General features: G+C 48.0%; 20 protein-coding genes. 7 read left to right on the forward strand and 13 right to left on the reverse strand.

The annotated features are described in order from the left end of the window. Window positions 1-8: 8 nt before the first annotated feature. The 4 genes from F7D73_RS04780 to F7D73_RS04795 all read right to left on the reverse strand — a co-directional run bounded on the left by F7D73_RS04780 (window position 9) and on the right by F7D73_RS04795 (window position 2790). Window positions 9-329 (reverse strand): hypothetical protein, encoded by a 321-nt coding sequence (locus F7D73_RS04780; protein ID WP_194256852.1) that lies wholly within the window; start codon window positions 327-329, stop codon window positions 9-11. Then, complete coding sequence (locus F7D73_RS04785; protein ID WP_153122596.1) at window positions 313-1494, reverse strand: transposase; 1182 nt, start codon at window positions 1492-1494, stop codon at window positions 313-315. The genes F7D73_RS04780 and F7D73_RS04785 overlap by 17 nt, the downstream gene beginning before the upstream one ends. A 413-nt stretch (window positions 1495-1907) precedes the next feature. Next, window positions 1908-2219: a hypothetical protein gene (locus F7D73_RS04790; protein ID WP_153122598.1), complete on the reverse strand. Its 312-nt coding sequence runs from the start codon at window positions 2217-2219 to the stop codon at window positions 1908-1910. A 271-nt stretch (window positions 2220-2490) separates the two neighbouring features. Continuing rightward, window positions 2491-2790, reverse strand: coding sequence for a hypothetical protein (locus tag F7D73_RS04795; RefSeq protein ID WP_153122599.1), 300 nt, complete (start codon window positions 2788-2790; stop codon window positions 2491-2493). Window positions 2791-2992: 202 nt separating this feature from the next. Here F7D73_RS04795 and F7D73_RS04800 point away from each other — a divergent pair, with 202 nt between their 5' ends. Further along, window positions 2993-3868 (forward strand): MBL fold metallo-hydrolase, encoded by an 876-nt coding sequence (locus F7D73_RS04800; RefSeq protein ID WP_228117632.1) that lies wholly within the window; start codon window positions 2993-2995, stop codon window positions 3866-3868. Between the two features lie 217 nt (window positions 3869-4085). On the opposite strand, the gene cydB is transcribed toward F7D73_RS04800, so the two are convergent. The 5 genes from cydB to F7D73_RS04825 all read right to left on the reverse strand — a co-directional run bounded on the left by cydB (window position 4086) and on the right by F7D73_RS04825 (window position 11268). Then, on the reverse strand, window positions 4086-5249 hold the full coding sequence (cydB, locus tag F7D73_RS04805; protein WP_153122601.1) for a cytochrome d ubiquinol oxidase subunit II: 1164 nt from the start codon (window positions 5247-5249) through the stop codon (window positions 4086-4088). Between the two features lie 87 nt (window positions 5250-5336). After that, window positions 5337-6872 carry a cytochrome ubiquinol oxidase subunit I gene (locus tag F7D73_RS04810; protein ID WP_153122719.1) on the reverse strand — a complete coding sequence of 512 codons (1536 nt, stop codon included), beginning with the start codon at window positions 6870-6872 and terminating at the stop codon, window positions 5337-5339. 78 nt (window positions 6873-6950) lie between these two features. Then, window positions 6951-7178: a DUF4492 domain-containing protein gene (locus F7D73_RS04815; RefSeq protein ID WP_194256853.1), complete on the reverse strand. Its 228-nt coding sequence runs from the start codon at window positions 7176-7178 to the stop codon at window positions 6951-6953. A 449-nt stretch (window positions 7179-7627) separates the two neighbouring features. Next, window positions 7628-8647: a helix-turn-helix domain-containing protein gene (locus F7D73_RS04820; protein WP_153122603.1), complete on the reverse strand. Its 1020-nt coding sequence runs from the start codon at window positions 8645-8647 to the stop codon at window positions 7628-7630. Window positions 8648-8898: 251 nt separating this feature from the next. Further along, complete coding sequence (locus F7D73_RS04825) at window positions 8899-11268, reverse strand: outer membrane beta-barrel family protein (protein ID WP_153122606.1); 2370 nt, start codon at window positions 11266-11268, stop codon at window positions 8899-8901. A gap of 301 nt (window positions 11269-11569) precedes the next feature. On the opposite strand from F7D73_RS04825, the gene F7D73_RS04830 reads away from it, so the two are divergent. Next, on the forward strand, window positions 11570-11938 hold the full coding sequence (locus tag F7D73_RS04830; RefSeq protein WP_153122608.1) for an MmcQ/YjbR family DNA-binding protein: 369 nt from the start codon (window positions 11570-11572) through the stop codon (window positions 11936-11938). A 3-nt stretch (window positions 11939-11941) separates the two neighbouring features. Here the strand turns inward: F7D73_RS04830 and F7D73_RS04835 are convergent, their stop codons facing one another. Next, window positions 11942-12391, reverse strand: coding sequence for a cupin domain-containing protein (locus tag F7D73_RS04835; RefSeq protein ID WP_153122610.1), 450 nt, complete (start codon window positions 12389-12391; stop codon window positions 11942-11944). A gap of 357 nt (window positions 12392-12748) precedes the next feature. On the opposite strand from F7D73_RS04835, the gene F7D73_RS04840 reads away from it, so the two are divergent. Next, window positions 12749-13117 carry a winged helix-turn-helix transcriptional regulator gene (locus F7D73_RS04840; RefSeq protein WP_153083221.1) on the forward strand — a complete coding sequence of 123 codons (369 nt, stop codon included), beginning with the start codon at window positions 12749-12751 and terminating at the stop codon, window positions 13115-13117. Window positions 13118-13312: 195 nt separating this feature from the next. Further along, the gene (locus F7D73_RS04845; protein WP_153122612.1) at window positions 13313-15103 is read left to right on the forward strand and encodes a 1-deoxy-D-xylulose-5-phosphate synthase; all 1791 of its coding nucleotides are present in this window, start codon (window positions 13313-13315) and stop codon (window positions 15101-15103) included. Between the two features lie 171 nt (window positions 15104-15274). Here F7D73_RS04845 and F7D73_RS04850 read toward each other — a convergent pair whose 3' ends face one another. Further along, on the reverse strand, window positions 15275-15856 hold the full coding sequence (locus F7D73_RS04850; protein WP_153122614.1) for a hypothetical protein: 582 nt from the start codon (window positions 15854-15856) through the stop codon (window positions 15275-15277). A gap of 296 nt (window positions 15857-16152) precedes the next feature. On the opposite strand from F7D73_RS04850, the gene F7D73_RS04855 reads away from it, so the two are divergent. From F7D73_RS04855 to F7D73_RS04865, 3 genes are read left to right on the forward strand one after another with little or no spacing between them, the layout of a single operon-like run. Beyond that, entirely contained in the window at window positions 16153-17223 is a 1071-nt protein-coding gene (locus F7D73_RS04855; RefSeq protein WP_153122616.1) for a metallophosphoesterase, read from the forward strand. 41 nt (window positions 17224-17264) lie between these two features. Beyond that, entirely contained in the window at window positions 17265-20066 is a 2802-nt protein-coding gene (locus F7D73_RS04860) for a TonB-dependent receptor (protein ID WP_153122617.1), read from the forward strand. Window positions 20067-20092: 26 nt separating this feature from the next. Next, window positions 20093-21478 (forward strand): hypothetical protein, encoded by a 1386-nt coding sequence (locus F7D73_RS04865; RefSeq protein ID WP_153122619.1) that lies wholly within the window; start codon window positions 20093-20095, stop codon window positions 21476-21478. A 320-nt stretch (window positions 21479-21798) separates the two neighbouring features. Here the strand turns inward: F7D73_RS04865 and F7D73_RS04870 are convergent, their stop codons facing one another. Together F7D73_RS04870 and F7D73_RS04875 are read right to left on the reverse strand one after the other, a co-directional pair. Further along, window positions 21799-22662, reverse strand: coding sequence for an SDR family NAD(P)-dependent oxidoreductase (locus tag F7D73_RS04870; protein ID WP_153122621.1), 864 nt, complete (start codon window positions 22660-22662; stop codon window positions 21799-21801). Between the two features lie 97 nt (window positions 22663-22759). Further along, on the reverse strand, window positions 22760-24292 hold the full coding sequence (locus F7D73_RS04875) for a hypothetical protein (protein WP_153122622.1): 1533 nt from the start codon (window positions 24290-24292) through the stop codon (window positions 22760-22762). Window positions 24293-24343: the final 51 nt, after the last annotated feature.

Raw genomic sequence — 24343 nt, forward strand, 5'->3', positions numbered from 1 at the left:
GCAGCTTTTTAATAAAGATGCTCCTTTTCTCCTCCCGTCTCCAATATCCCCCTCTTTCCTTCGCCTCCAATATCTCCTCTCTCGCCTCCCTTTCCTTTCTTTCCTCTCTCGCTTCCCTTTCCCCTCTCGCTTCTCTTTCCTCTCTCGCTTCTCTTTCCTTTCTTTCCTCTCTCGCTTCCCTTTCCTCTCTTTCCTTTCTCGCCTCCCTTTTCCCCTCTTTCCTCCCTTTCCCCTCTCGCCTCCCTTTCCCCCTCTCGCCTCCGTTCCAAGCGATTCCATCGCTTGGTCTCCTTTCTCCAAGTCTCGTTATCTCTATTCCCCTTCAGCAATCCTTTCCGCCATCTCGTTCAGCTCCAGGCATTCCTCTCTGGTAATAGTTTTCTTCTCCATATGATACTCCCAGGGGCTAATCTGCAGCAGCAGCCCTTCAGAGCAAGCATCGAAGCTCTCCCCACAAGGCTTATACAACCGTGGAAAACCATTCTCCCTCAAAAGCACGATCCTGTACCCCCGATTCATAGCCTCGCGCAAAACCTCCTTCTCCTTTATTGAAATAGCAGCGCTCACCAGCACGCCTCCACGTTCGCCGCAAGCCAGCCATTCCTTGCGCAAGCGGCACAAATCCTCCTCCGAATACCTGCGATGCACAATCACCGCCACCTTATCAGGAATATCGAGCAAGAAACAGTTACCCACCATCTGGCATCTGCGTCCCGCCACCACCTTATTCAGCATCACAGTAAAAAGCTCAGGGTTCATCCTCTTGACCATCAGTCTTCTAGGGTTATCATCCAAGTACTTCTTCCACCTCTTCAGTTGGCCTTCATGCAGCAGAAGCTTGTCATTGTACCCCAATTCAAAGAGCCCCTTTCCAGTCATCTTTTTCATCCCACAAATTCTCCTGTAGGCCCTGTTGCATCCCAGCTTGAATCCTTTCACCACCATTCCCAGCGAATCCATCTCCTTTCCTCTTTTCGCCGTCATCCCCATAGAATCAGCTTTCTCCTCGCTTGTCAAGGCAGCGGCGTTCTCCTCGCTCGTCAAGGCAGCGGCGTTCTCCTGGCTCGTCAAGGCAGCGGCTTTCTCCATAGTCTCCGCCGAGGTCTGTCCCCCTCTCGCCTCCGTTCCAAGCGATTCCATCGCTTGGTCCCCTCTCAAGTCCTCCTTCACCCTCACAATCAAGTGCACATGATCCGGCATGATGCAAACCTTCCAAACCTCCACCTGGGGATAATATCTGTGAATTTTCGGAATTTCCTCCGTCACGATAGCCGTTCCCAATTCCGAAAGCATCACCTTAGGCGCATCGCCATCCCCCGGTCGAGCATTCACCCGTCCCTCCAGTCTTCCCAGCAGAGGCATGCGTCCCTCCACCACAAGCGTCAGCATATAAGTCCCTTTCTCATGGTAATCATGCCAGGGGCTCCTGCGTTTCATAGAGTGCCTGGTTTCGCGCACCTCCAGTCCTCTAGCTATAGCTTCATCTCTTTCCATAATAATCCTAATAATATTGTTAATAATAAAGTTCCCTCCTCATCCTCTCGCATAGCAGAAGCAACTCCTTCCTCCCTTCGTAGCAGAAGCAGCTCCCGCCTTCTCTTCGAGTCTGAGTCTTGTCCCCCTCTCGCCTCCGTTCCAAGCGATTCCATCGCTTGGTCCCCCATCTTCGCCAGCCCCCTCATCTTCATCCTTCCTTCCTTCACTATCTCCTTCACCCGTTCCTCAATCTTCCGCCACGGCTGCCTCAGGTTCACAGTTCTCACATAGATGCGATGCCCCGGAAGATGCCCAAGATGACTCCCAAAATGATTCCCCAGAAGCCGCTCCAGCAAACCCTCTGTAACCCGAATTTCCTCAAATGAGGAAATCTTGTCAAAGTCTTTAGCAACCTGGCTCTGATGTCCTCATCAATACCTTCTATCCTCATCAGCCTCTTCAAGGTAGAAAAGATAACCCGGTTGATGACCACATCCAGAGTCAATTTCGTCTATTCTGCCTGTCAGGAGTTTGCTCACTTCTGTGGCATCCTCCGCTTTCTTGGTTTCCAATACCGAGTTTACCCCGCAGGCCTCTTTAGCGACCTTGCAGATAACCTTGTTTGAGCCTACGCAGGCATAGCCACCGGGCTTGGTTTTGTCTATTTTCAGAAATTCCAGAAAGGCTTCCTTCCCCTGTTCCTGGCTTTTCCCTTCTAATTTAAAAATATTCTTATCTGCCATATTTATTGTCTTATTTATAAGTTGTTTTGTAATTATATTTTTAGTTGGATCTAAGAAGATCTTAATCCCATGGGTATCGATCTAAGAAGATCTAATTGATTTGTTCATTTCGATAGGATCTTCTATCTTTGCAACGTGTTTGATAATTATATCGTAGAATTTAACAACGAAATTTATGGAAAAACAATGGATTTCAACTATTGAGCTGCTTAACTTTCTGAAGGAACATCCTAATAAGGAGAAAGAATGCAGACTCAATTTGGGCTATGGCCTAGGTTCCACCCATTATTGGTATTGGGACCCCGAGACAAACATGTTCATGCACTCCCGCGACTGGGATTTTGAGCCTTATACCGCAAGTCAAGTGGTTAAATGGTACGGGGAAGGCAAATGGAAGATTGAACAATGAATTGAGAGTGGGGGTGAACGAATAGTTCATCCCCTTGTCGGTTCTGCTTGGGAGAACTGCATCAAGAGGTAGCTCTCTCAGCGAATAATCCAGCAATGCCACGTTATGCTTCAGTATCTGCTTGGCTTTTTCCTGATTATATGTTCTTTCTATTTTTGCCATAATCGAAACCAGCTTTTTGTTTTTATGCCGCAAAGTTAAGATTATTATTTGGAATAAGCAAAGTTTTTGGGGCTTTTTCTTGGCGGTTTATCAGAAAATGAGTAGTTTTGCGGACGTGAATCTTCTCTGTAATAAGAGAATCAAATCTTCCTGATGATGAGGGAATCTGTTCCTGATGGGGGAGATTGAGATAAAACAAAATATGAATCATAACGAAAATAGCGAAGAGATGAATCAAATTACGATGCTCGGAACGGGAAATGCTACGGTTTCCCAGATTTATAACACCTGTTTTGTGCTCCAGACTTCCAGCACCCTGATGCTGGTGGATGCGGGCGGAGGAAACGGAATCCTCTCGCAGTTGAAGAAGGTGAATGTTCAGATTTCTGACATTCATCATCTCTTCGTTACCCATGCCCATACCGACCACGTGCTGGGGGTAATCTGGGTAATCCGAATGGTGGCACAATGTAAGGGATACGAGGGATTGCTCCATGTGTATGGCAACGACAAGGTGATGAAGGTGATCAAGACCATCATCGACATGATTCTTGCCAAGAAGCAACTGGCTAAGGTGGCTGAAAGGGTGGTGTTCCATCAGCTGGAAGATGGCGATTGTTTTGAGGTGGGGGATATGAAGCTGGAATGCTTTGATATTCAATCTACTAAGGAGAAGCAGTTCGGATTCCGAGCTGAGCTGCCTGCTGTTTCTGAAGATAATGCTGCATCTGATAATGCTTCTGAAGATAATCATGCTAAGCCTTTGGTCCTGGCGTGTCTGGGCGATGAGCCTTATAACGAGCAGAACCGTCGCTACATAGAAGGGGCGGACTGGATGATGTGCGAGGCGTTCTGCCTTTATGCCGACCGAGATACGTTCAAACCTTACGAGAAATGCCACAGCACGGCGCTTGATGCCGGAAAACTGGCGGAGGAACTGGGGGTGAAGAATCTTATCCTGTATCATACGGAGGAGAAAACGCTCGCTACCCGTAAAGAAAATTATACCCGTGAAGCTGCCAAGAACTTCAAGGGTAGAATCTTCGTTCCGGATGATTTGGAGGTGATAGAGCTGTAGGATTTTCTTTGTCCCACAGATTTCTTTGTCCCACAGATTTCACAGATTTACACAGATTCTTGACCTGTTCGGTTTTTGGATAAAAAGGCACGCAGATTTCGCAGATTTTTTTGTTTGGATATTTGGGGGATTCTCCTCCCGTTTATGGCAAGAATGAATCTGTGTAAATCTGTGGTATCTGTGGGACTTTTGAAGAGACTCACTTTCCCTGTCTTTTTTAATACGCTTCTCCCTGCTCTATTTCTTCCTGCGTGATGCGCTTGCGGTCGATGGCACGCCAGGCGAAGACGATGTAGGCTAGGACGAACGGGATGAGGAGGGAAACTATCGCCATGGTGCGGAGCGTGAACTCGCTGCTGCAGCTGTTGGCGAGGGTGAGCGAACTCTGAAGGTCGATGTTCGACGGATAGTAGACGGTATTGTTCCAGCCGGCTATCAGCAGCAGAACCAGCACGGTGAGCACGGTTCCGATGCCCGTAAACCAGATTCCCTTTCTATACTGCACGCTTCTTGATGACTTGTAAATGCCTAAGAGAACGAGTACTACACCTATTAATAATATTACAAGCAAGATTGGCATCTCCAGAAGATTGTGAAGATACTTCATGCTCTCTATCGTAATGCTGCCCGCAGATGCTGCGCTCATTCCTGCTTCTGCTGCTGTGCTGAATCCGTCCTTTATCATCAATCTGATGAGGAATGGCAGGAAGAACAATAGGAAAATCAGGGCATTCCATGGCAACTGGCGGGTGCAGCGCTCCTGAATCTGCTGGTGCTCGATGTTGTTCTTGATGTAGAGCATGCCCAGAATGCGGGCTAGCATCAGTACGGCAAGTCCCAGCACCACATTCCATGGGTCGAGCAGAGCATCAAGACCATGACTGGCGTTTGCCCATCGGCTGATGACGGGTTGCAGACTGTTGGTAATATTGCCCTTATCAATCAGAAAATTGCTGCCGTTGAAGAAGGTGGCTACGGCGCCGCCAAGGAGCAGAGGACCTACAATGCCGTTGATGATAAGACAGATCTGAAAGGTCTTTGGTCCAAGAAAATTACCTATCTTGTTCTGAAATTCATAGCTCACGGCTTGAATCACAAACGAGAACAGGATGATCATCCACAGCCAGTAGGCTCCGCCGAAACTTGTGCTGTAGAACAGTGGGAACGAGGCGAAGAAGGCTCCGCCGAAGGTGACGAGCGTGGTGAAGGTGAACTCCCACTTTCTGCCCGTGGAGTTGATGATGAGGCGACGCTCTTCTTCCGTTTTTCCCAAACAGAAAATCAAGGTGTTGGCTCCCTGTACAAACATGAGAAACACCAGCAGGGCTCCTAATAATGATACGAGGAACCACCAGTATGATTGCAAAAATTCGTATGTCATAATACTTTCGGGTTTTGTTGTTTACTGAAAAACTATCCTATGATTCTTTTCGAAATCTTTCTGAAAAAACATTGATTATCAGAGAGATTATTCATATTCCGGTCCTTTCTTAATCTGCTTCACCAGGATGCTGATTTCTACGGCAAGCATGGTGGTGAAGAGTGCCAGGAAGATGAAGAAGGTGGTGGCCACGCTGCCTGCCTCGACGTCGGAGATGGCGGCGCTTACTGGCAGCAGGTCTTGGATGGTCCAAGGCTGGCGACCGATTTCTGCTACTATCCAGCCCGATTCTGAGGCGATGTAAGCCAGCGGAATCATGATGATGGCGGAAATGAGGAACCATCGGTATTGGGCGATTTCCTTCTTATAAACCAAAAATAGGCTGAGGGCGAAGAAGAGGATGAGCAGGCAGCCTACTCCCACCATCAGGCGGAAGGCGTAGAAGCAGATAGGGATGCTCGGCACCAGTTCCCTGGCGTCCTTGATGTAACCATATCCGAAGTATTTCATGTTCTCCCTGAGGATAGGAAGCTGGTCTTGCGCCTTGGTTTCGCGATAGGTTTTCAGGGCAACAATCGCCTTCTTGCCCCGGGCTATCTTCTCCTGCACGGATGGTTCCCGGGTGCCATCCTCTTTAGTGTAACCCTTGAGAATATCGTTCACACCTGGCACGTAGCCATCGGCTGTGCGGGTGGCTAAGAACGAGAGCATGTTAGGGATGGCGATGCGCATGGCTGGCTCCTGCTCGTTTTCGTAATCCGGCTGCCGGAAGGGATGAACGGCTGCTATCGCCGTGAGGCTCTCACCCTTTCCACCATTATATAATGCTTCCATCGCAGCCAGTTTCATTGGCTGCACCTGTGCCACCCGATAGGCGGAATTGTCGCCGGTCATCGCAGCCAGCAGGGTGGCGATGAGTCCTACGCCGGCACCCATCTTGATGCTCGCCTTGGCAAGTTGGGTTTCTCTCTTCTTCAGGAGATACCAGCAGCTTACGGCTACCACGAAGGTGGCGCCGATGATCCAGGATGAAGTAACGGTATGGGTAAACTTGTTGATAGCGAATGGCGAGAGTGCCACATCCATAAACGAAGTCATCTCGAAGCGCATGGTGTCGGGATTGAATTCCTGCCCCACCGGATATTGCATCCAGGCGTTGGCTACGAGAATCCACCATGCAGAAATGGTGGCGCCAAGTCCCGTGAGCCAGGTGGAGGCAAGGTGGAAGCCCCGGCTCACCTTATCCCAGCCGAAGAACATTACCGCCACGAAGGTGCTCTCCATGAAGAATGCCAGGATGCCTTCGATGGCTAGGGGAGCGCCGAACACGTCGCCCACGAACCAGGAGTAGTTGCTCCAGTTGGTTCCGAATTCAAACTCCAGGATGATGCCTGTGGCAACACCCATGGCGAAGTTTATGCCAAAGAGTTTTTGCCAGAAACGGGTTACGTGCTTCCAGAACGGTTTGTTGGTGCGGTAGTAACATGTTTCGGCGATGCCCATGATTACTGCCAGTCCCAGGGTGAGCGGGACGAACAGCCAATGGTAGATGGCCGTGAGTGCGAATTGCGCCCTCGACCAGTCGATGGTGGCTGATGTAATGTCTAACAATAGATTTGTCATCATAGTTGAACGGTTTTAAAATTGTTATTATATAATGTTTTTGTATTTTTTCGATGTGGTAGTTGGGAATTCAGAACTTTATCTGTTCAGGATTTCTTTGGAAACGAAGCCAGCCTTGTCTCCGTTTTTTGCATTACTGTTAATATAATTCGGAAAGAAGAAGAGCTTGAGCACCAGGAAGATGATGGCAAGCTTGATGAGGATGACAGCCCAGAGCGTCTTGCCCAGGGTCATCGTCCTGAAACCATCGTAATAGAGATGGAAAATCCGGGATAGCAGTCCTTGCTTCATTTCTTCCTTCTTCATAATCACTCTTTCTTTTTGATTTCTGCTGCAAATCTACAATAAAATTATGTAACTACCAAATGTTTTGTTGAAAAAGTTACAAAAAAGGTTGTTTTTAGGTATCTCATAAAGAAGTTGTTTAAAAGTCTTTCTTTTGACTTTCATCTGTTTATCCATCCAAAAGAATCTATCTTCTCTAAAAACTTGCTTTTTATTCCTTTATGTTAAAATCTCTTCCTCAAAAATAGCTTATCTTTGCAATCTCATTACAAGAAATGAGATGCAAAAAAACTTATCATATAAAATAGGAGAAAAGAAAAATGGAAAAGAATGAAATGAAAGAAAATAAGGAAAATGTGGTGATTGATGATTTCGACTTCTCTCTGATAGCCGATTTCTTCAAGAGGGGGTAGATAGACAAGGTCCTGGAGGCGAGGCTGCAGGATTTCTGGAGTTATTGCAAGCCATCATCAGGTTCTTGCAATAACTCCACGTCTTAATCTGAATTCCATCGGGCTTACCCCGTGTTTCCGCTTGAATGCCGTGCAGAAATGACTCTGGTAATCGTAGCCCAATTTGATACCGATGTCGGCAATCGGCAGACTTGTGTCGAGGAGATAATGAACCGCTAAATCCATGCGGAAATCGAAGAGATACTGGAATACCGTGGTGCCAAACTCCTGCTTGAAGGCTTTCTTCAGGGTGCATTCGTTGGTGCCCACCATCGCCGCCAACTCGTGAAGCGAAGGCATTTCCTGATAGTGGGTGAGGATGATGCTTTGGGCATCGTGTATCTTGTCACGGATGCTGAGGCTGAAGGTTTGGGCGCTTGGCAAGAGACTGGCGGGTAGGAGAAATCCCGAGAGGCAGTCGATAATCTTCGATTCCAGGTATTTGGAGGCTTGGTTGCCTAACAGGCGGGAACGCTGGATGTCTCGTGCCGCCTTGATGACTGCTGCTATGGCAGGCTGGTTGTACTTGATGATGGTCTGGGTGTCGAAGGTAGGGCTGGTTAGAGGGGAGAGTTGCTCAAAAACCTCTGGGTCGTGCTCAATAAACTCTTCTATGAATTGCTGCGGGATGACCACGTTTAAGATTTCGAATTGGGTGCCCTGGTTCAGGTGAGTGTTGGCACCACCTTCGCCGCTTAGAAAACAGAGGCTTGCCTCGCCTGTTTTCCACATCATTTCCTTTTTTGTAACACGATTACCGTACACTTCTTTCATGCTGCCTCCAAGGGTTGGCATGGAAAAGAGCAGGGCTGGTCGAACCTCGTGCTGAGCGATAAACTTGGAGTTGTTCGCCTTGCCAAAATAGTGTTGGTTCATAATGCCAAACTTCTGGTAATGCCACTCCTTGAGCGAAACTTCCAATGCATCCGATTCGATGTGGTTGCTCCGTTCCATCCCATGGTTGTCGATGAAGGTAAGGCCGTTTTGCCTTACCTCTCCTTCTACCTTTCCATCTTTTATTATCTGACAGTCAACCATTAGCTTTATTTTTAGTTGTTTTTATGCTGCGAAATTGCAATTAAGCAAGAAATACGTTGTAAATGTACGATTTTCTAAGTAAATATGCAAGTTTATCTCTAAATTTATAACCCTTTTTCGAAAAAAAAGCCTCTGCTCTATTTTCCTCCCATTCTTCCCACGGCTTCCTGGGCGGAGTTCTCGCCACGGTATTGCTTCTTGGCCTAGTTGAAGCGATAGGTGAGGCGGAGCTGCACGCTTCGGGTGTCTTCCTACTTCTGCTGCTGGAATCGCACGTTGCCGTAGGTGCCATCGGTCTTGTAGCGCTTGGTGTTGAAGATATCGTTCACGTTCAGGCTTAGCGAGAGGCGGTCTTTCAGGAAACTCTTGTAGAGCTGGAAGTCGAAGTTGTGCACGTTGTTGATGGTGAGGTATTCGTAGGTGCCGCTGCTTCGGTAGGAGAACGAGAGGTTCATGTACCAGCCCTTGGGCAGATGGAAGCCGTTGTAGAGGCTGAAGATGTAGTAGGGGTCGTGGAAGCTTTTCTCCTTGCCCATGCTGACGGCCTTGATGAAGCCCTGCTGGATGCCTGTTTGCACCTGTGGCTCGTAGAAGCCCCAGCGGTGGCGGTAGCCGAGGAAGCTGCCCCAGTTCCAGCAATGGTCGATGTTGGTCCAGGTGATGTAGCCCGTTTGCGGGTCATCTGAATCGGGTTCGATGATGCTGGTGATGTAATCCTTCACGTAGGTGTAGCTTGCCTGGAGGAAGAGGTCGCCGTAGCTTGCCTGGTATTGGAACTCGTAGCGCTGGGATGGCTCCAGCTGGCTGTTTCCTACCTGTCTCATGTAGTGGTTTGCGTAAACCGTGCCCGTGTTCAGCTCCTGGAAGGATGGGCGGATTTCGGAAGATCGGTAGCTCAGCGACTGGGAGAATCTGCCTGACTGATGAGTGAGCAGGAGGGATGGGTAGAGGTTGTCGTATTTGCGATGAAGCGGGGCTTCGGTGGAGGCTGTTCCTGGCGTTCCAGTTCTTCCAGTTTCTGAATTACCATTTTCAAAACTTCCAATTCTTCCAATTCCAGTTCTTCCAGTTTCATCTTTCAGATAGTTCAAGCGGCTGTCTACGTGCTCGTATCTCAATCCTACTCTTAATGAGAAGGGCTTGAAATCGAGTGAATACTCGGCGAAGACGGCAGCATGGTTTTCCTTGGTGATGCTGTGGGTGGAGGTTCCCTTATCGGCAGGGGTGTAATCGGTACGCGATTCGCTCTTCACGTAGTTGTACTCGGCGCCCATCATCCAGGTTTGCTTGTCGTTGATGGTGTAGTTGGCGCGGGCCTTTGCTCCCCAGATGGTTCCATCGCTTTGCGGCAGGAGTGTGAACTTGTTTCTGGCTTCCTGCAGGGGGGTACTTGAGGCGAGGGACCAAGCGATGGAATCGCTTGGAACGGAGGCAAGGAGGGAGACTGAAGGGAAGCTGCTTGGGGCTAAGAGGACGCTTGGGGCTACGAGGGCGCTTGGGGAGGTGGCTGCTCCTTTTCCTTTGGCTGCTCCTTTTCCTTTGGCAGCTCCTCTCTCCGAAATCTCATCCACGAATTGAGCCTGCTCCGTGTGCAGCTTCACGAAATCGCCGAAGAAGTTCAGCTTCCATTTCTCTCCGTATTTGCCCTGGTAGAAGGCGTTTACGTGGTGCTGCCAGTCGTAATAGAAAAACTTGTTGTTGCCCGTTACGTTGTCATCTACGTGATCGTTGGTCATCGCATAGCTCGTCATCTTGAAAGGCATCGGCTGATGGATGTTGTAGCCGTCGTATTTCACTCCGATGGTTTGCTTTTCAGTCAGGGCGAGGTCGGCTCCGGCACTCCAGTAGAAGTGGTCGTTGTAGCTGTGCTTGCAGTCGAGGGTGGCGGAGGCAATGTAGGTGGTGGCGTTATCGCCAGCCTGGCTGCCGCTTACGTAATTCGTAGCGATGTCCTGTTCTTTCCATATTCCCTGCCAGTTGGCGTAGCCCAGTTTGCCGTAGTACGTCATCTTGCCGTGGGTGTAGGTGAGGTCGAGGTCGTGGTTGTTGCTCACGAAGGAGTCGAAGAGGAAGCCGGAGTTCTCCACGATGGCGAGTCCTTGCAGGTTCTTCTTGGTTGTGATGAGTAGCACGCAGCCCACGTTGTTGCCGTATTCAGCTCCGGGATGATGAATCACCTTCACCTCTTTTATCTGTGTAACGGGCAGGTTTTCTACCACGCTGTAATCCTGCACCTTTCTGTCGTTGATGTAGATTTCGGGTGAGCCGCCGATAAATGCCTGCGGTTTCCCATCCTTGTTTTTGAACATTCCGGGAAGTTTGGCAAGCACTTCCGTAGCTGTTGGCTCCTTCTCGAGAGAAGTTCCCGAGATGCGAGCCACGATTCCGCCGTTCTTCTGGCGGAATTGCGAGCGGGTTCCCTTGATGGTTACGGCTGCAAGCTGTTTCTCCCATTGGATGCTGTCCTGGCGCAGCTTTTCCTTTATCGCCTGGATGCTATCTGTAGAAATATTCTTTGCTGTAGAAATACTCTCTGTTGTAGTGGTCTTTGTCTGTTGAGCGTTTGCCATCATCGGGTTTCCCAGGACGAGCAAGCCGCTCATTATCAATTCATGTTTCATAATCTTCTTTTTTATTTAATGCAATATGCCACAAAGTTCTTGCGAATGTTACTGCGCAGGAATCTTGCGGATGATGTTGCAAAATTACGGATAAGGAAAGAGAAGGATTTTAATATAACGGAATTTCTTTGGATAAGATTTGTTTTTTTATGGAATAAGGCTTGCTGTTTCATCATAATTCGTTATCTTTGCACTATTTATAGGATAAGCTGGGGCTCAGTAAGTTTTATAGGATAAGTTGAATCTCGGCAAGTAGAACTAAATGAGAAGAAATGTAGAATTAATTTAATGTGAAGAAATAATGAATATAGAATCTGTTAGAGAGTATTGCCTCTCGCTTCCCCTCGTAATCGAGGTTTTTCCTTTTGATGAGCGGACCTTGGTGTTTCGTATTTTGGGCAAGATCTTTGCCTGTGTTGACCTGGAGCGCCCCGAATGGGTTACGATGAAATGTAATGCCGATTACGCCCTCGAACTCCGGGAAGAGCATCCCGAAATAGAAGGCGCATGGCATTGGAATAAGAAATACTGGAATCAGGTAAACCTTTATGGCACGCTGGAAGATGATTTCATCCAGGCCCTGCTTCGCCACAGTTATTCCGAAGTGGTGAAGAAACTCAAGAAAAAGGAAAAGCTTGAGCATCCTGAAATCATGGAGGTGGTAGAGTAGTTTCTACCACTCCACCTTTTCGTTCAGGATATCGCCATCAGTAGCATCCTCAGCTGTAAAGGTTGCACCACGATACTGCACGCAGAGCATCAGCAGAGGCTCGGCACCATTGTTGCGAACAGAGCGCTTGCCGGCTGGTGCTACTCTCACCACGCTTCCCTCCTGAATAGGGAATACCTTGCCATCTACCTGGAACTCGCCCTTGCCGCTGAGGAAGAAATACAGTTCCTCATGGTTCTTGTGGGTGTGGAGGAATCCTGTCTCTGCGTCAGGAGCAAAGCTCTGGAATGAGAACTCACCACCAGTAGCATTCACGCTCTGACCTCCGAATACCTTTCCGGGAATCTTAATCTCAGGACCCAGCTCTAAAGTGTAATCCTTGATTTCACTCATCTTGCCAAAATCCGTGGCTGTGAAGTTTTCAGCCTTTGCAATAATCTTTGTTTCTTTCATCTTGTCTGTTATTTTTAAATGTTTATATTTCTTTTTTTCTTTCACTTTATGTTATTTCTTATTGTGAATTTGTGAATACTTCTGTTTTCTGCTTTCATTTCTGAATTGCGCTGCAAAGATACTGTAAAAAACTGGTTCCTGCAAGAGGGCACTTGGGGGTAAGATGGTTACTGGGAGGTAACTATTGCGTGGGAATGGGAGTAAGAAAAAAGAAGCGTTAACTTAGATTAACTTGGTATGTTTGGTATCTTTTCGGATATTAGTTACTTTTGTAGCCTATTGTAGAATATTATAGAGTTTTGCAGAACATTATTGCAGAATATTATAGATTATAGTAGAATATAAAGAAGATAGATTATGGGAAGAATGATAAAAGAAATGGTAGTACAGGACTGTCCCATCCGTAACGTTCTGGCACGCGTTTGCGACAAGTGGTCGCTACTGGTAATCTACACCCTGAAATATCATCAGGATGGCCCCCTCCGGTTTAATGCCCTGCGTAAGCTGATTCCGGATATTTCGCAGAAAATGCTTACCAGCACGTTAAAATCGTTGGAGGCTGATGGCTACGTTACCCGCAAGGCTTATGCCGAAGTGCCGCCAAGAGTGGAGTATTCTCTCACACCCCGTGCTGAAACCCTTATTCCTATTATGGATCATCTGATAGAATGGGCGCTGGATAACATGGCTGTGATTCTGAAGGATAGGGATAAGGCAGTAGGCTGATTTCCAAGATGATATTTCTGGAAAATTTCCCAAGATGAGATTTCCGGAAAATTATTCATTTTTTCTGTAGTTTGGGTAATGCGTGTTTTCGGGAATCTTCGTATCTTTGCACTCGGAAATCATGATCATCATATAATCATGATTATAATCATCATATAATCATAACTATAAGTATAAAAATTAAGTATAAAAAATATGTATATTGAGAAAAAAAAGTCGCCAGCCGACTTGAAGAAGCTGGATTTGAAGGAGTTGCAGGTGGTGGCTGATGAAACCAGACAGGCTGTGCTGAACCGTGTGAGCAAGCATGGCGGTCATGTGGGGCCGAACCTGGGATTCGTGGAGGCTACCGTGGCGCTTCACTACGTTTTTAATGCGCCAAAGGATAAGCTCGTGTTTGACGTAAGCCACCAATGCTATCCGCATAAGGTGCTCACCGGACGAGCTGCGGGATTCCTCGGCGATGTGGATGACATGAATGCCATTTCGGGCTATTCTTCTCCTGCCGAATGTCCGGAGTATGACAATTTCGAGGTGGGGCATACTTCCACTTCCGTGAGTCTTGCCACCGGTTTGCAGAAGGCGCGCGACATCAAGGGAACCGATGAGAATATCATCGCCATTATCGGCGACGGCTCCCTTTCTGGCGGCGAGGCTTTCGAGGGACTGGATGAGGCTTCGGAACTCGGTACGGGCATCATCATCGTGGTGAACGACAACGAAATGTCTATCGCCGAAAATCATGGCGGAATCTATAAGAACCTGCGTGCCTTGCGCCAGAGCAACGGCACCTGCGAGCACAACTGGTTCAAGGCATGGGGCTTTGAATACAAGTATCTGGAAGAGGGTAACGACATCGAAAAACTCATCCAGGTTTTCGAGAGCGTGAAGGATACGGATAAGCCTACCGTGGTTCACATTCACACAGAGAAAGGTCATGGATTTGCGCCAGCCGTAGCCAATAAGGAGGCTTGGCATTGGGGAATGCCTTTCAATCTGGAAGACGGTTCGCGACCAAGAAGAAATGCCGATGGAACCCTCCCGGAGGTTGCTCCAACAGAGGATTACGGTACATTATTCTCCGACTGGATGCTGGGCGAGATGAAGCAGGATAAGACCCTCATCGCCGTAACCGCCGGTACTCCTACCGCAGGCGGCTTTACTGCAGATAAGCGAAAGTTGGCTGGCAATCAGCACATTGATATGGGAATCGCCGAAGAGCAGGCAGTGGCCATGATTTCGGGAATGGCGAAGGGTGGATTGCATCCGGTTTGGACCGTTTACAGTACCTTCATCCAACGTACCTACGACCAGATAGCGCAAGACCTCTGCATCAATTCCAACCCAGCCGTAATCAACGTGGTAGGAGGCGGAGTGAATTCGATGAACGACATCACCCACATCTGCCTTTTCGATATTCCGATGCTCTGCAGCATTCCTGGGCTCATCTATCTGGCTCCAACCACCTGCGAGGAGTATTTCGCCATGCTCCGCTGGAGCATTCTGCAGGATAAGAAACCTATCGCCATCCGTGTGCCAAGCAATGGCGTGGTTCATACGTCAGAAGCCGTTGATGCTGAGTATGGTTACGAGGCAAAGTACAAGGTGATGCACCAAGGCGAGAAGGTGGCAGTCATCGCCGCCGGTTCGTTCTATCAGAAGGGCGAGAATGTAGTCCGCCTGTTGGCTGATAAGGGCATCGATGCTACGCTCATCAATCCCCGTTATCTGAATGAGGTGGATGCCGAAGCGCTGGATAGCTTGAAGGCAAACCATCAGTTGGTGGTAACCCTGGAGGATGGCTCGAAGGAGGGCGGCTTCGGCGAGCGCATCGCCTCTTACTATGGCACTTCAGAAATGAAGGTGATGGTGGGCGGCATCCGAAAGGGTCTCTACGACAGATACGATGTGAAGAAGTTGCTTTCGGATAATCGCCTGCTCGATGAGCAGATTGTGGAAGACATCTTGTTAGTGATTAATGATTAGTTATTAATGATTAATTATTAATGATTAGTTATTAGTTAGTCGGCATAGTTAGTTTTTATTTAACGAGAAATCCAAGCCGGAGAATGATCTCTAGCTTGGATTTCTTCTGTTTTATCATCGAATGTTTGTCTTAATCTCATCTTAATCTTAGTCATCATTCCAGTCATTATCTCAATCATCGTCATCGTCATCATCGTCATCATCATCCCAATCTCTATCGTGCTTCCACTTCTTCTTGTCGTGCTTCCACTTCTTATCGTGCTTGTGATGCTTGTGATGTTTGTGATGCTTGTCTGGCTTTCCTGGTCCATAAGTTACATGGGTACCGCCTGGCCATCCTGGTCTTCCGTAGCTGCACTCAGGGCGAGGGCGGCGCTTGTCGTGTCCCCAGTTATGCTTTGGATATTTGGTGTAAATATGGTGAACATACACATGATTATTCCAGCCGATAGGGCGATAGAAATAGTATGAGTTTATGAATTTCTTCCATTGTCTGGCGGTCATCATGCGCTTGAGCTGCTTGTTGCGGTAATGCCAGCCGTAGGCATCGATGTCGCGATAGCTGCGGATGCCGTCCAGGTAGGTGAAGTTGATGTTCAGGAGATTGTTGCGCTGGGCGCTGCTCAATCCCAGTTCCACCACCATCTTATCTGTGATAAAACGGGCTTCTGCCTGAATATTTGTCAGTCTCTGAGCATTCATAGATGTTATCATCATCCATGTCGCTACGATTGTCATCATTATTCGTTTCATAACTGTCTTCTCTTTAAAGGGTTATTACTGCATTTATTTATTTCTGGTGCAAAGATAGGGAGAATAGCTGAAAAAAGCAAAGGGAAAACCATAATCTGATGTATGATTTTCCCTAAAAGCATCGGGGAGATTCCTGTAATAAGATTGTAGTATCTTTTATCTGTTAATTCAAATCCTTGTAACCTCATTGACACATAATACCCCTACCTTTGCACCCGAAATTTAACAGATACAACCCCGGAAGGGGAAAGGTATCATCAATATTTAATAAGGTATTATAGTCAGATAAAGAAAAAATGGAAAAGAAAGTATCGGGTAAGCATAGCAGCATGAATGGCTTTGCTATGATAAAAGGTAGAATGGCTACTGTAGTTTTGGCTTCGGCTTTATTGTTGGGTGGAGGCTTGACTGCACAGGCGCAAAACGCAGCATTAACAACCTGCTCTCAGAGTACTGCAACCGCCATTCCGCAGAATCCAAACTGGAAGGCGAATGCTGCCGAATGGCAGAAACTGAAGGGCGAAATCACCCTCTACATGACCAATGATATGGGTCGCAACGGCTACTACGACCAGAAGCCTATCGCCGAACTGATGGGCGAGATGGCGGGCACGGTAGATCCAGAATGCGTACTTGCCGTGGGTGACATCCACCATTTCAATGGCGTGGCTTCTACCCAGGATCCTCTGTGGCTTACCAATTACGAATGGGTTTATTCTCATCCCGACCTGATGCTCAACTGGTTCCCTGTTTGCGGCAATCATGAGTATCGTGGTAATACCCAGGCTTTTATGGACTACGGCAAGGTAAGCCGACGCTGGATGATGCCAGCCAAATATTATACCAAGGTGTTCGACCACAAGGGAACCACCGTGCGCGTCATCTTCCTCGACACCACGCCCCTCATCGATTCTTACCGCAAGAATCCGGAAATCTATCCTGATGCCTGCAAGCAGGATGCCGAGGCTCAGCTCTCCTGGCTCGACGAAACCCTGAAGAATGCCAAGGAAGACTGGGTCATCGTGGTAGGCCATCATCCTATCTACGCCTACACCACAAAGAAGGAGAATGAGCGCCTCGACATGCAGAAGCACCTCCTTCCTATCCTCCATAAATATAATAATGTGGCGATTTATGCCTGCGGTCACATCCACAACTTCCAGCACATCCAGAAGAAGGGCGACAACATCGACTACGTAGTCAATTCCTCTTCTTCTCTGGCTCGTCCTGTGAAGCCTATCGATGGCACCGTGTTCTGCAGTCCAGCCGATGGTTTCTCTGTATTTACAGCAGATAAGAAGCAGCTCAGAATGTCGATGATTGACAAGGATGGAAAAATCATCCACACGATTACAAAAAGTAAGTGAAGAGTGAAGAACGAAGAGTGAAGAATTCAATAGCGATATAGATGAAAAGATTTTTACTGAGTGCGGCGCTTCTTGCCGCTGCAACTACCGCCATCCAGGCCCACACGCTGGATGGTGTAGTCAAGGATAACAAAACGGGCGAGCCCCTCATCGGAACCGTAATCCGAGTAAAGGAGCTGCCCAACGTGAGTACCACCACCGGACTTGATGGTACTTTCACCCTGCATGAACTGCCAGATAAAGGCAAGTTTACCATCATCGTTTCCTACATGTCTTACAAAACCAAGGAGATGGTTATAGATGTGGCTAAGAAAAATAAGGTGGATATTCCGATGAATGAAGACCTGAAGCAGTTGGGCGAAGTGGTGGTTACCGGTCATCGTGAATACCGCAGCGACCGCAGCGCCATTGAATCCGTGAAAAATGCCGGCAACGTGCTCAACGTGATGAGCCAGCAGAGCATCCAGCTTTCGCCTGACGTCAACGTGGCGAGCGTTCTGCAGCGAGTATCGGGTGTCACCATGGAGCGTGATGCATCGGGCGAGGCTTCCTACGCCATCCTCCGAGGCATGGACAAGCGCTACAACTACACCCTGGTAAACGGCGTGAAGATTCCAAGTCCGGATGATAAAAACCGTTACATCCCATTGAATATCTTCCCTTCAGATCTGATGGACCGCCTCGTGGTTTCCAAGTCTCTTACTGCCGATATGGAAGGCGATGCAGCCGGTGGCGTGGTGGATATGGTGATGAAGGATGCCCCATCCCGTTTCCAGATTCAGGCGAATGCAGCCATCGGAGCAAGTGATTATTTCTGGAAGGATGGCAGAGATTATCTTACCAGCAACCGCTCTGATTATACAAAGAAATCTCCTTACGAGGCTTTCGGAAAAGACTACAAGGCGCAGATGAGCGATTTCAAGAACGGTCCTGTTCAGTTGAAGAGCCATTCCATGACATCTCCTAATTTTATAGGAGGTCTGAGCATCGGCAACCGCTTCTGGAACGACCGCCTGGGCGTGATGCTTGCCGGAAGCGTGCAGAATGTTTTCCGTGGCACCGAGCGCACCTACAATTCCGTAAAGATGGCTTCGGGCGAGCAGGCCATGTACATTTCCAATCTGCAGCATCGCTATTATAGCATCCACGACCTTACTGCGGGTGCTCATGCCAAGTTCGACTTAACCCTGCCTCGCCATAAGCTGGAATGGTACAACATGTATGTGCGCACCAATTCCAAGGGCACCAGATACAACAATAGCGTCAACACCGAATACATCGGAGCCGACAGCTACACCCAGGATGATGAGGTGCGCTCTCTCTCAACCACCCAGAGCATCTTCGCCACCAATCTGAAAGGTACGCATCATCTTACCAAGGATTTTACCGTAGATTGGTCGGGCGTGTTCTCGCAGGCTAAGGAGGAAGATCCGGATAGAACTTACGTTACCCTGACGAATACCGTGAGCAGAAAAGCCGAGAATGGCGGCGATGCCGTTTCGGGTTCCATCTGGGAAGGCGACAAGAACATCACCAAGACCCTGCCTAAAAGTGCCGAACGCCGATTCCAACACAACAAGGATACCGATTGGGCGGGTTACATCAACCTCTCTTACGATACCCGTTTCGCCAACGATGTGGAAGCACTCTGGAAGGCGGGTGCACAGTATCGCAGAAAGGAACGCAGCAATAGATATTATTCTTACATCTTCAATCCAGCCGACATCTCGCAGCAATTGGATGGCAACGGAATAGACCAGTATGCCAACATCGATTGGGTTTGCAAGACTCCTTATTCTCAGGCTTCTCAGCTCAACTACGATTCCAAGGAGCACATCGGCGGAGCCTACGCCATGGTAACCCTGAAGAGCGAGGTGGGCGAACTGAATGCCGGTTTCCGTGTCGAGCACACCAACCAGATTTACACCATGCTCCAGCACTTCCGCAACATGGGACAGGTGGGCGAGCAGAGCTACTGGGATTATCTGCCATCGGCATCCATCAAGTGGACGCCAACCAAGAAGATGAATGTGCGTCTCTCTTACTATCGCTCCATCAACCGTCCGGGCTTTTACGAGATAGTGCCTTATCAGATTCAGGGCGAGGAGTATCAGGAAAAAGGTAATCCAAACCTGAAGCGTGCCCGCATCGACAACATCGACCTGCGCTGGGAGTGGTTCCCAAGCAAGACCGAGCAGATTCTTGCCGGCGTATTCTATAAGAATCTGAAAGACCCTATAGAGCAGGTGTTCGTAACATCGGATGGAAAGATTGGCGCCGGAACCGATGCTTACTACATGCCTGACAACCTGGGTAATGCCAGGAACATGGGCTTCGAAATCGATGTGATCAAGTACATCCGCCACTTCGGAGTAAAGGCGAATTATACTTACACTCATTCTGAAATCACCACCTCGAAGCGTGAGTACCAGGAGGGTAGTGCCGAGTATAAGACGGGTGTAACCCAGACCCGTCCGCTGGTTAACCAGGCTCCTCATACCGCCAACATCTCCTTATTATATAAGGATACGGAGCATGGCTGGAACGCTCAGTTGGCCTCTTCCTTCACGGGCACCAAGCTCGCCCTGGTTTCTCCCTTCAAGGATGCCGACCAGTGGGACAAGGCGATGTTTGGTCTCGACCTGAGTGCCGAGAAGCAATTCAAGAACGGCATCTCCATCTTCTTCAAGGCAAACAATCTGCTCGATGCCAAGCGTGAGAGATACTTGAAGACCGTGAACAAGAGTAACCTGGAGTATGAGGGTCAGAAGAGCGATAAGACCATCGTGGGAACTTATCAGTATGGCAGAACCTTCCTTCTGGGAGTAAGATACAAACTTTAAAAGTTAAAAAAGAAAAAAGGTAAGAAATGAAAAAGATAAGTACTTTTGCTGCTTTGCTGTTGATGGCAGCAGCTGCAATGTTCTCCACATCTTGCGAGAACGATAATATCAATCCATACGATTACGTGAATAATGGAGGTAATGGCAATGAGAACCAGGGTTCTAAAGATGTCATCACAACGAAGGTGGCAGAATATCCAGTAGGTTCTGTGGTTTGGAGCAAGGATACTACCCTGAGCGAGAGCGTTGAGATTCCTGTAGGAGCATCGCTCTACATTGAGCCGGGTGTAACCGTTACCTGCAAATCTGCGGTTAAGGTGCCTGTAGAGATCGTGGTGTTGGGCAATCTCTATTGTATGGGAACTGCCGAAAAGCCAGTAGTCTTTACTTCTGATACTAGGAAGCCTGCCGATTGGGGCGGCATCATCTGCGGATATAATTCAGAAGAGGTGGTGCTCAACCACGTGGATGTGGCCTATGCCGGTGCTACTCCTACCGAGAGTTCAGCTTCTTTCCAGAACAAGCTTTTCAAGACCACCATCGATGGCGGTGTGCCAGCCTTCCACTTCTGTAATGTAAACGGCAAGTTTGTGATGACCAACAGTTTCTTCCATGACAACTACAACGACCAGACTTACTTTACAGGTGGTAACGGCGTGATTATCAACAACATCTTCGCCGATAGCGGAAATGCTGCCGATGGCGGTGAGGCCATCAACGTAAAGGCAGGTTGCAAGCTCGATGTAGCCAACAACATCATCTACAATGCCTGCACCAACGCTTTCAAACTTTCTAATGCCGGCAATAGCGAGGTAATCCCTCTCTCTGAGATGACCGTCTATAACAACACCATCATCCACTGCGGCTGGCGCCGTTCCAAAAACAAGAAGGGTGGTTCTGTCTGGGTAGAGAAGGCAGCGAAGCCAGTCTTCGTGAACAACCTCATCTACGATTCCCGTTTCGGACTGAAGCAGCCAAAGAAGGATGGTGCTGATATGGAGCACAGTCGTCTTACACCAAACTACTACTTTGCATCTACAGAGACAGGCGTAGTGCAGATGGCGAAGGATGCAGAGCTCGGCATCTGGTTTGATACCGATATCAAGAGCAGCGTGGCTGGTCAGCTCAATCCTCTCTTCAAGAGTTTCAAGCAGAGCGACAAGATGAACATCAATTGCGAAATTGATGATGTAGCCCAGGGTGCTCCATTGGCATTCGACAAGAGTTGGAATTTCGATTATCAGGCAGGCAGTCCTGCCCTCTCAGGAGGTGTAACCGATTTTGTCCGTCTTTTCCCACAAGGTCTGCCATTCTTCGGTATGAAGCAGGTAAATTTCCTGGATAAGAATAACGACCAGAACTATTACTTCGCCGCCCCATTGCCAAGCGCAAGATTCGGAGCAAGATTGTAAACAGTAATTATAAAAAAGAAAAGCATGCAGGCTATAGAAATGTAGCTTGCACGCTTTTTTTTTCATGTTTCTACTCTCCTTTTCATGTTGATCTTGGGAAAAGTTTAGGTTGTTACAGAAAAAGTATTGATTGTAACTGGAAAAGATTTTCTTTAATCCTTTTGAAATCTCCGTTCATAGACGTTGAACCGCGGTTCAGCGTCTTTGAACGGCGGTTCAACGTCTTTGAACGGCGGTTCAACGTCTTTGAACGGACATTCAACGTCGGTGAACGGAGATTTTATCCAGGTATAAAATCAAATGCAAGTACAGTTTCTGTATTATTTAATGGTAAGTCTTGTCCAAATCCATCTGGGAATCATTCGCCAGAGCGAAACGAGAATGCTGTATTTCCAGTCGATGGTTTTGACTGTTTTTCCCTGTTCTATAGCATTTACAATCTGCTGAGCCACTTTCTGAGGAGTTAATTGCTGGGGATAATTGCTGCCAGCTATCAGGTCGGTCTTTACGAAACCTGGCCGAATATCTGTGATAGCGATAGGAAGATGGCGCATGTGAGCTTGCTGGGTGAGGCACTCCAGGTAGTGGTTCTGGAAACGCTTGGTGGCAGAATAGGCAGGAGCAGCACCGAGCCCTTTTGTTCCGGCAATAGAGGTAATGCAGGCGATGCGGTAAGTATCATTGCCCTTGCTTTTATCTGATTTTTGCTCTAGTCTTAGCTCTTGCCCTTTATCTTGCTCTTGACTCTGTTGGGCAAACCAGTTGAAAGCCGTATCCACCATTCTTACAAATCCCAGCCCATTGGTCTCAACGGTCTTCATTTCCTTTTCAAAATCAAGTGAATTGTTTTGCCATCCGATTCCTGAACTATGGAAATATAAATCCATCCCACCGAGTTTTTCGATGAGTTCCTGAAGAAGAGTAGGGGCGTCAGCCGAAGTTACATCTATCTGCTGATAGCAGATGATTTCTCCCCTGGATGCTTTCATGCCTTCTGAAATGTTCCCCTTCTGAGATACTTTTGTTTTCTCAGAAATTATCTGGTTTGTATTTCTTTTTACTTCTTCAAGTCGCTCTACTCTTCTTCCGGCTATTCCCACCTGCCAACCTCTTTGCGCTAAGAGGCTGGCTACTTCCATTCCTATTCCTGAGGTTGCCCCCATCACAATCGCTTTCTTTGCCATATTTTTTCTTTGATGTTTTTCCTTATTCTTTTAAAAAAGGAATATTTCATTTTGTTAAACTAAATGCAAAGATAATGTTTTTCTTTGAATGTGCGCATTATCTGCTTGTTTTTTTCATCTTTCTTCCTACAAAATTCCATGCTGGCATTTTCTTCAGGGTGCTTCTTACTGGTTGCACATCCCAAAGCAGGAAGATAATCAGTACGGCAATGCCGATGAGGCAGGTTAAGCCATAAAGATTGCGGATGCTGATCATCAGTAGATTGGTAGCATCGTAAGGCAAGCCGCGCGACATATTGTCTGCCATCTGATAACGGAGTCCGAAACTGTAAAGGCCTGAGCACATCGCTGACATCGGACCGTTGCGGATGATGCCTGCCATTGTCAATCCCATGAAGAAATGCTGGAACGGCATCAGTTCTTCCAGATACACGGTGAGCATGCAGAAGAAGATGGCGTTGCCGAAGCTTCGAAGGAAGCAAGGCAGATAGAGCGCTTCGAGGTTGAGTCCCGGATGGATGAGAAAATACATCATTACCGGATAACAGACCATCGTTGCCACACCTATCGTGAGCAGACGGGTGTATTTCTGATGAAGCACCTTGCACCAGAAGAGGCAGAAGAGGCAACCGGCGATGGCTCCTGTCCATTCCACAAAGTTGAGCACGTTGGTGGTGATGTTGCCGAAATGCAGCACGCTACCCGTAAAGGCGGTTTGCAGCACTTTAGGCGTACTGCCCATAAATTCTACGAAAGCGAAGAGAATGAGCAGCGGGATGAGTCGCTTATATTTCCACGCCTGGGGAGCGATGTAAGGGTGGCGCACATGTAGCATTCGCTGGATGCAGAAATATCCTGTAAAAATAAAGAGTAATACATCCATCTGCATAATCTTGGAATCGAGCCAGTTGTAGTGCTCGCCATAGGTGAAGAAGAAGATGAACTCCAGCATCCATGCCGACCATAGTATGCAGCCTAGATAGTCGAGACTGATAAAAGGCAATGGCTTCATGAAGTGGAAATCATGGGTAGTGACGTAGACGGTAAGTGCCACCAGAAGCAGCGTTCCCGTCATCGCCCAGTTGATGATGCGCCAATCCTGATAGATGTAAATCAGATGTTCGGTAATCCAAGGCGATAGGAACATGTTTCCCAAAACGATGCAATAGAGCAGGGGGAAGAAGATGGTGAAATCGCGCTTGGAGGTCATCCACAACTGGATGGTGCTCATACACTCGAAGGTTCCGCAGAGCTTGAAGAAGCCTGCGATGTAAGCGAGAATGCACATCACGGGCACAGAGTCGGTCCACATGATGAGGAAATTACAAGCTGCCACTACCAGGGCCGCATTCAGCAGGAGCTGGCGGTTGGTAAAGTGGAACTTCATCTTGAAGAGGAAGGGGAATGGCATCGCCACGCCCACCACGTTGAACATGATGATCATGAGTACGTCTTCTCTCATCAAACTGTATTCGCCCATCACCTGATTCATGGCTCCTCCATAGATTCCGCCCGACATCAGGAAGATGAAGGCGAAGAGGAGATAAATCCATGGCTGTAACCGGCGAGGAATATATCCATTGAACGATGGAACCCTAAAGGGTCCCTGAAGCATTGGAGGTCCTGGCATTTTTTATAATTAATAATTTATAGTTTATAGTTTATAGAACATTCTTGATAG

It is taken from the genome of Segatella copri (assembly GCF_009494395.1).
In the GTDB taxonomy this organism is placed as follows: domain Bacteria; phylum Bacteroidota; class Bacteroidia; order Bacteroidales; family Bacteroidaceae; genus Prevotella.

Bases quoted from the DNA above. Each gene is read 5' to 3' on its own strand.
- F7D73_RS04785 (WP_153122596.1), bottom strand. From the start codon at position 1,494: ATGGAAAGAGATGAAGCTATAGCTAGAGGACTGGAGGTGCGCGAAACC.
- F7D73_RS04790 (WP_153122598.1), bottom strand. From the start codon at position 2,219: ATGGCAGATAAGAATATTTTTAAATTAGAAGGGAAAAGCCAGGAACAG.
- F7D73_RS04795 (WP_153122599.1), bottom strand. From the start codon at position 2,790: ATGGCAAAAATAGAAAGAACATATAATCAGGAAAAAGCCAAGCAGATA.
- F7D73_RS04800 (WP_228117632.1), top strand. From the start codon at position 2,993: ATGAATCATAACGAAAATAGCGAAGAGATGAATCAAATTACGATGCTC.
- cydB (WP_153122601.1), bottom strand. From the start codon at position 5,249: ATGACATACGAATTTTTGCAATCATACTGGTGGTTCCTCGTATCATTA.
- F7D73_RS04810 (WP_153122719.1), bottom strand. From the start codon at position 6,872: ATGACAAATCTATTGTTAGACATTACATCAGCCACCATCGACTGGTCG.
- F7D73_RS04815 (WP_194256853.1), bottom strand. From the start codon at position 7,178: ATGAAGAAGGAAGAAATGAAGCAAGGACTGCTATCCCGGATTTTCCAT.
- F7D73_RS04820 (WP_153122603.1), bottom strand. From the start codon at position 8,647: ATGGTTGACTGTCAGATAATAAAAGATGGAAAGGTAGAAGGAGAGGTA.
- F7D73_RS04825 (WP_153122606.1), bottom strand. From the start codon at position 11,268: ATGAAACATGAATTGATAATGAGCGGCTTGCTCGTCCTGGGAAACCCG.
- F7D73_RS04830 (WP_153122608.1), top strand. From the start codon at position 11,570: ATGAATATAGAATCTGTTAGAGAGTATTGCCTCTCGCTTCCCCTCGTA.
- F7D73_RS04835 (WP_153122610.1), bottom strand. From the start codon at position 12,391: ATGAAAGAAACAAAGATTATTGCAAAGGCTGAAAACTTCACAGCCACG.
- F7D73_RS04840 (WP_153083221.1), top strand. From the start codon at position 12,749: ATGGGAAGAATGATAAAAGAAATGGTAGTACAGGACTGTCCCATCCGT.
- F7D73_RS04845 (WP_153122612.1), top strand. From the start codon at position 13,313: ATGTATATTGAGAAAAAAAAGTCGCCAGCCGACTTGAAGAAGCTGGAT.
- F7D73_RS04850 (WP_153122614.1), bottom strand. From the start codon at position 15,856: ATGAAACGAATAATGATGACAATCGTAGCGACATGGATGATGATAACA.
- F7D73_RS04855 (WP_153122616.1), top strand. From the start codon at position 16,153: ATGGAAAAGAAAGTATCGGGTAAGCATAGCAGCATGAATGGCTTTGCT.
- F7D73_RS04860 (WP_153122617.1), top strand. From the start codon at position 17,265: ATGAAAAGATTTTTACTGAGTGCGGCGCTTCTTGCCGCTGCAACTACC.
- F7D73_RS04865 (WP_153122619.1), top strand. From the start codon at position 20,093: ATGAAAAAGATAAGTACTTTTGCTGCTTTGCTGTTGATGGCAGCAGCT.
- F7D73_RS04870 (WP_153122621.1), bottom strand. From the start codon at position 22,662: ATGGCAAAGAAAGCGATTGTGATGGGGGCAACCTCAGGAATAGGAATG.
- F7D73_RS04875 (WP_153122622.1), bottom strand. From the start codon at position 24,292: ATGCCAGGACCTCCAATGCTTCAGGGACCCTTTAGGGTTCCATCGTTC.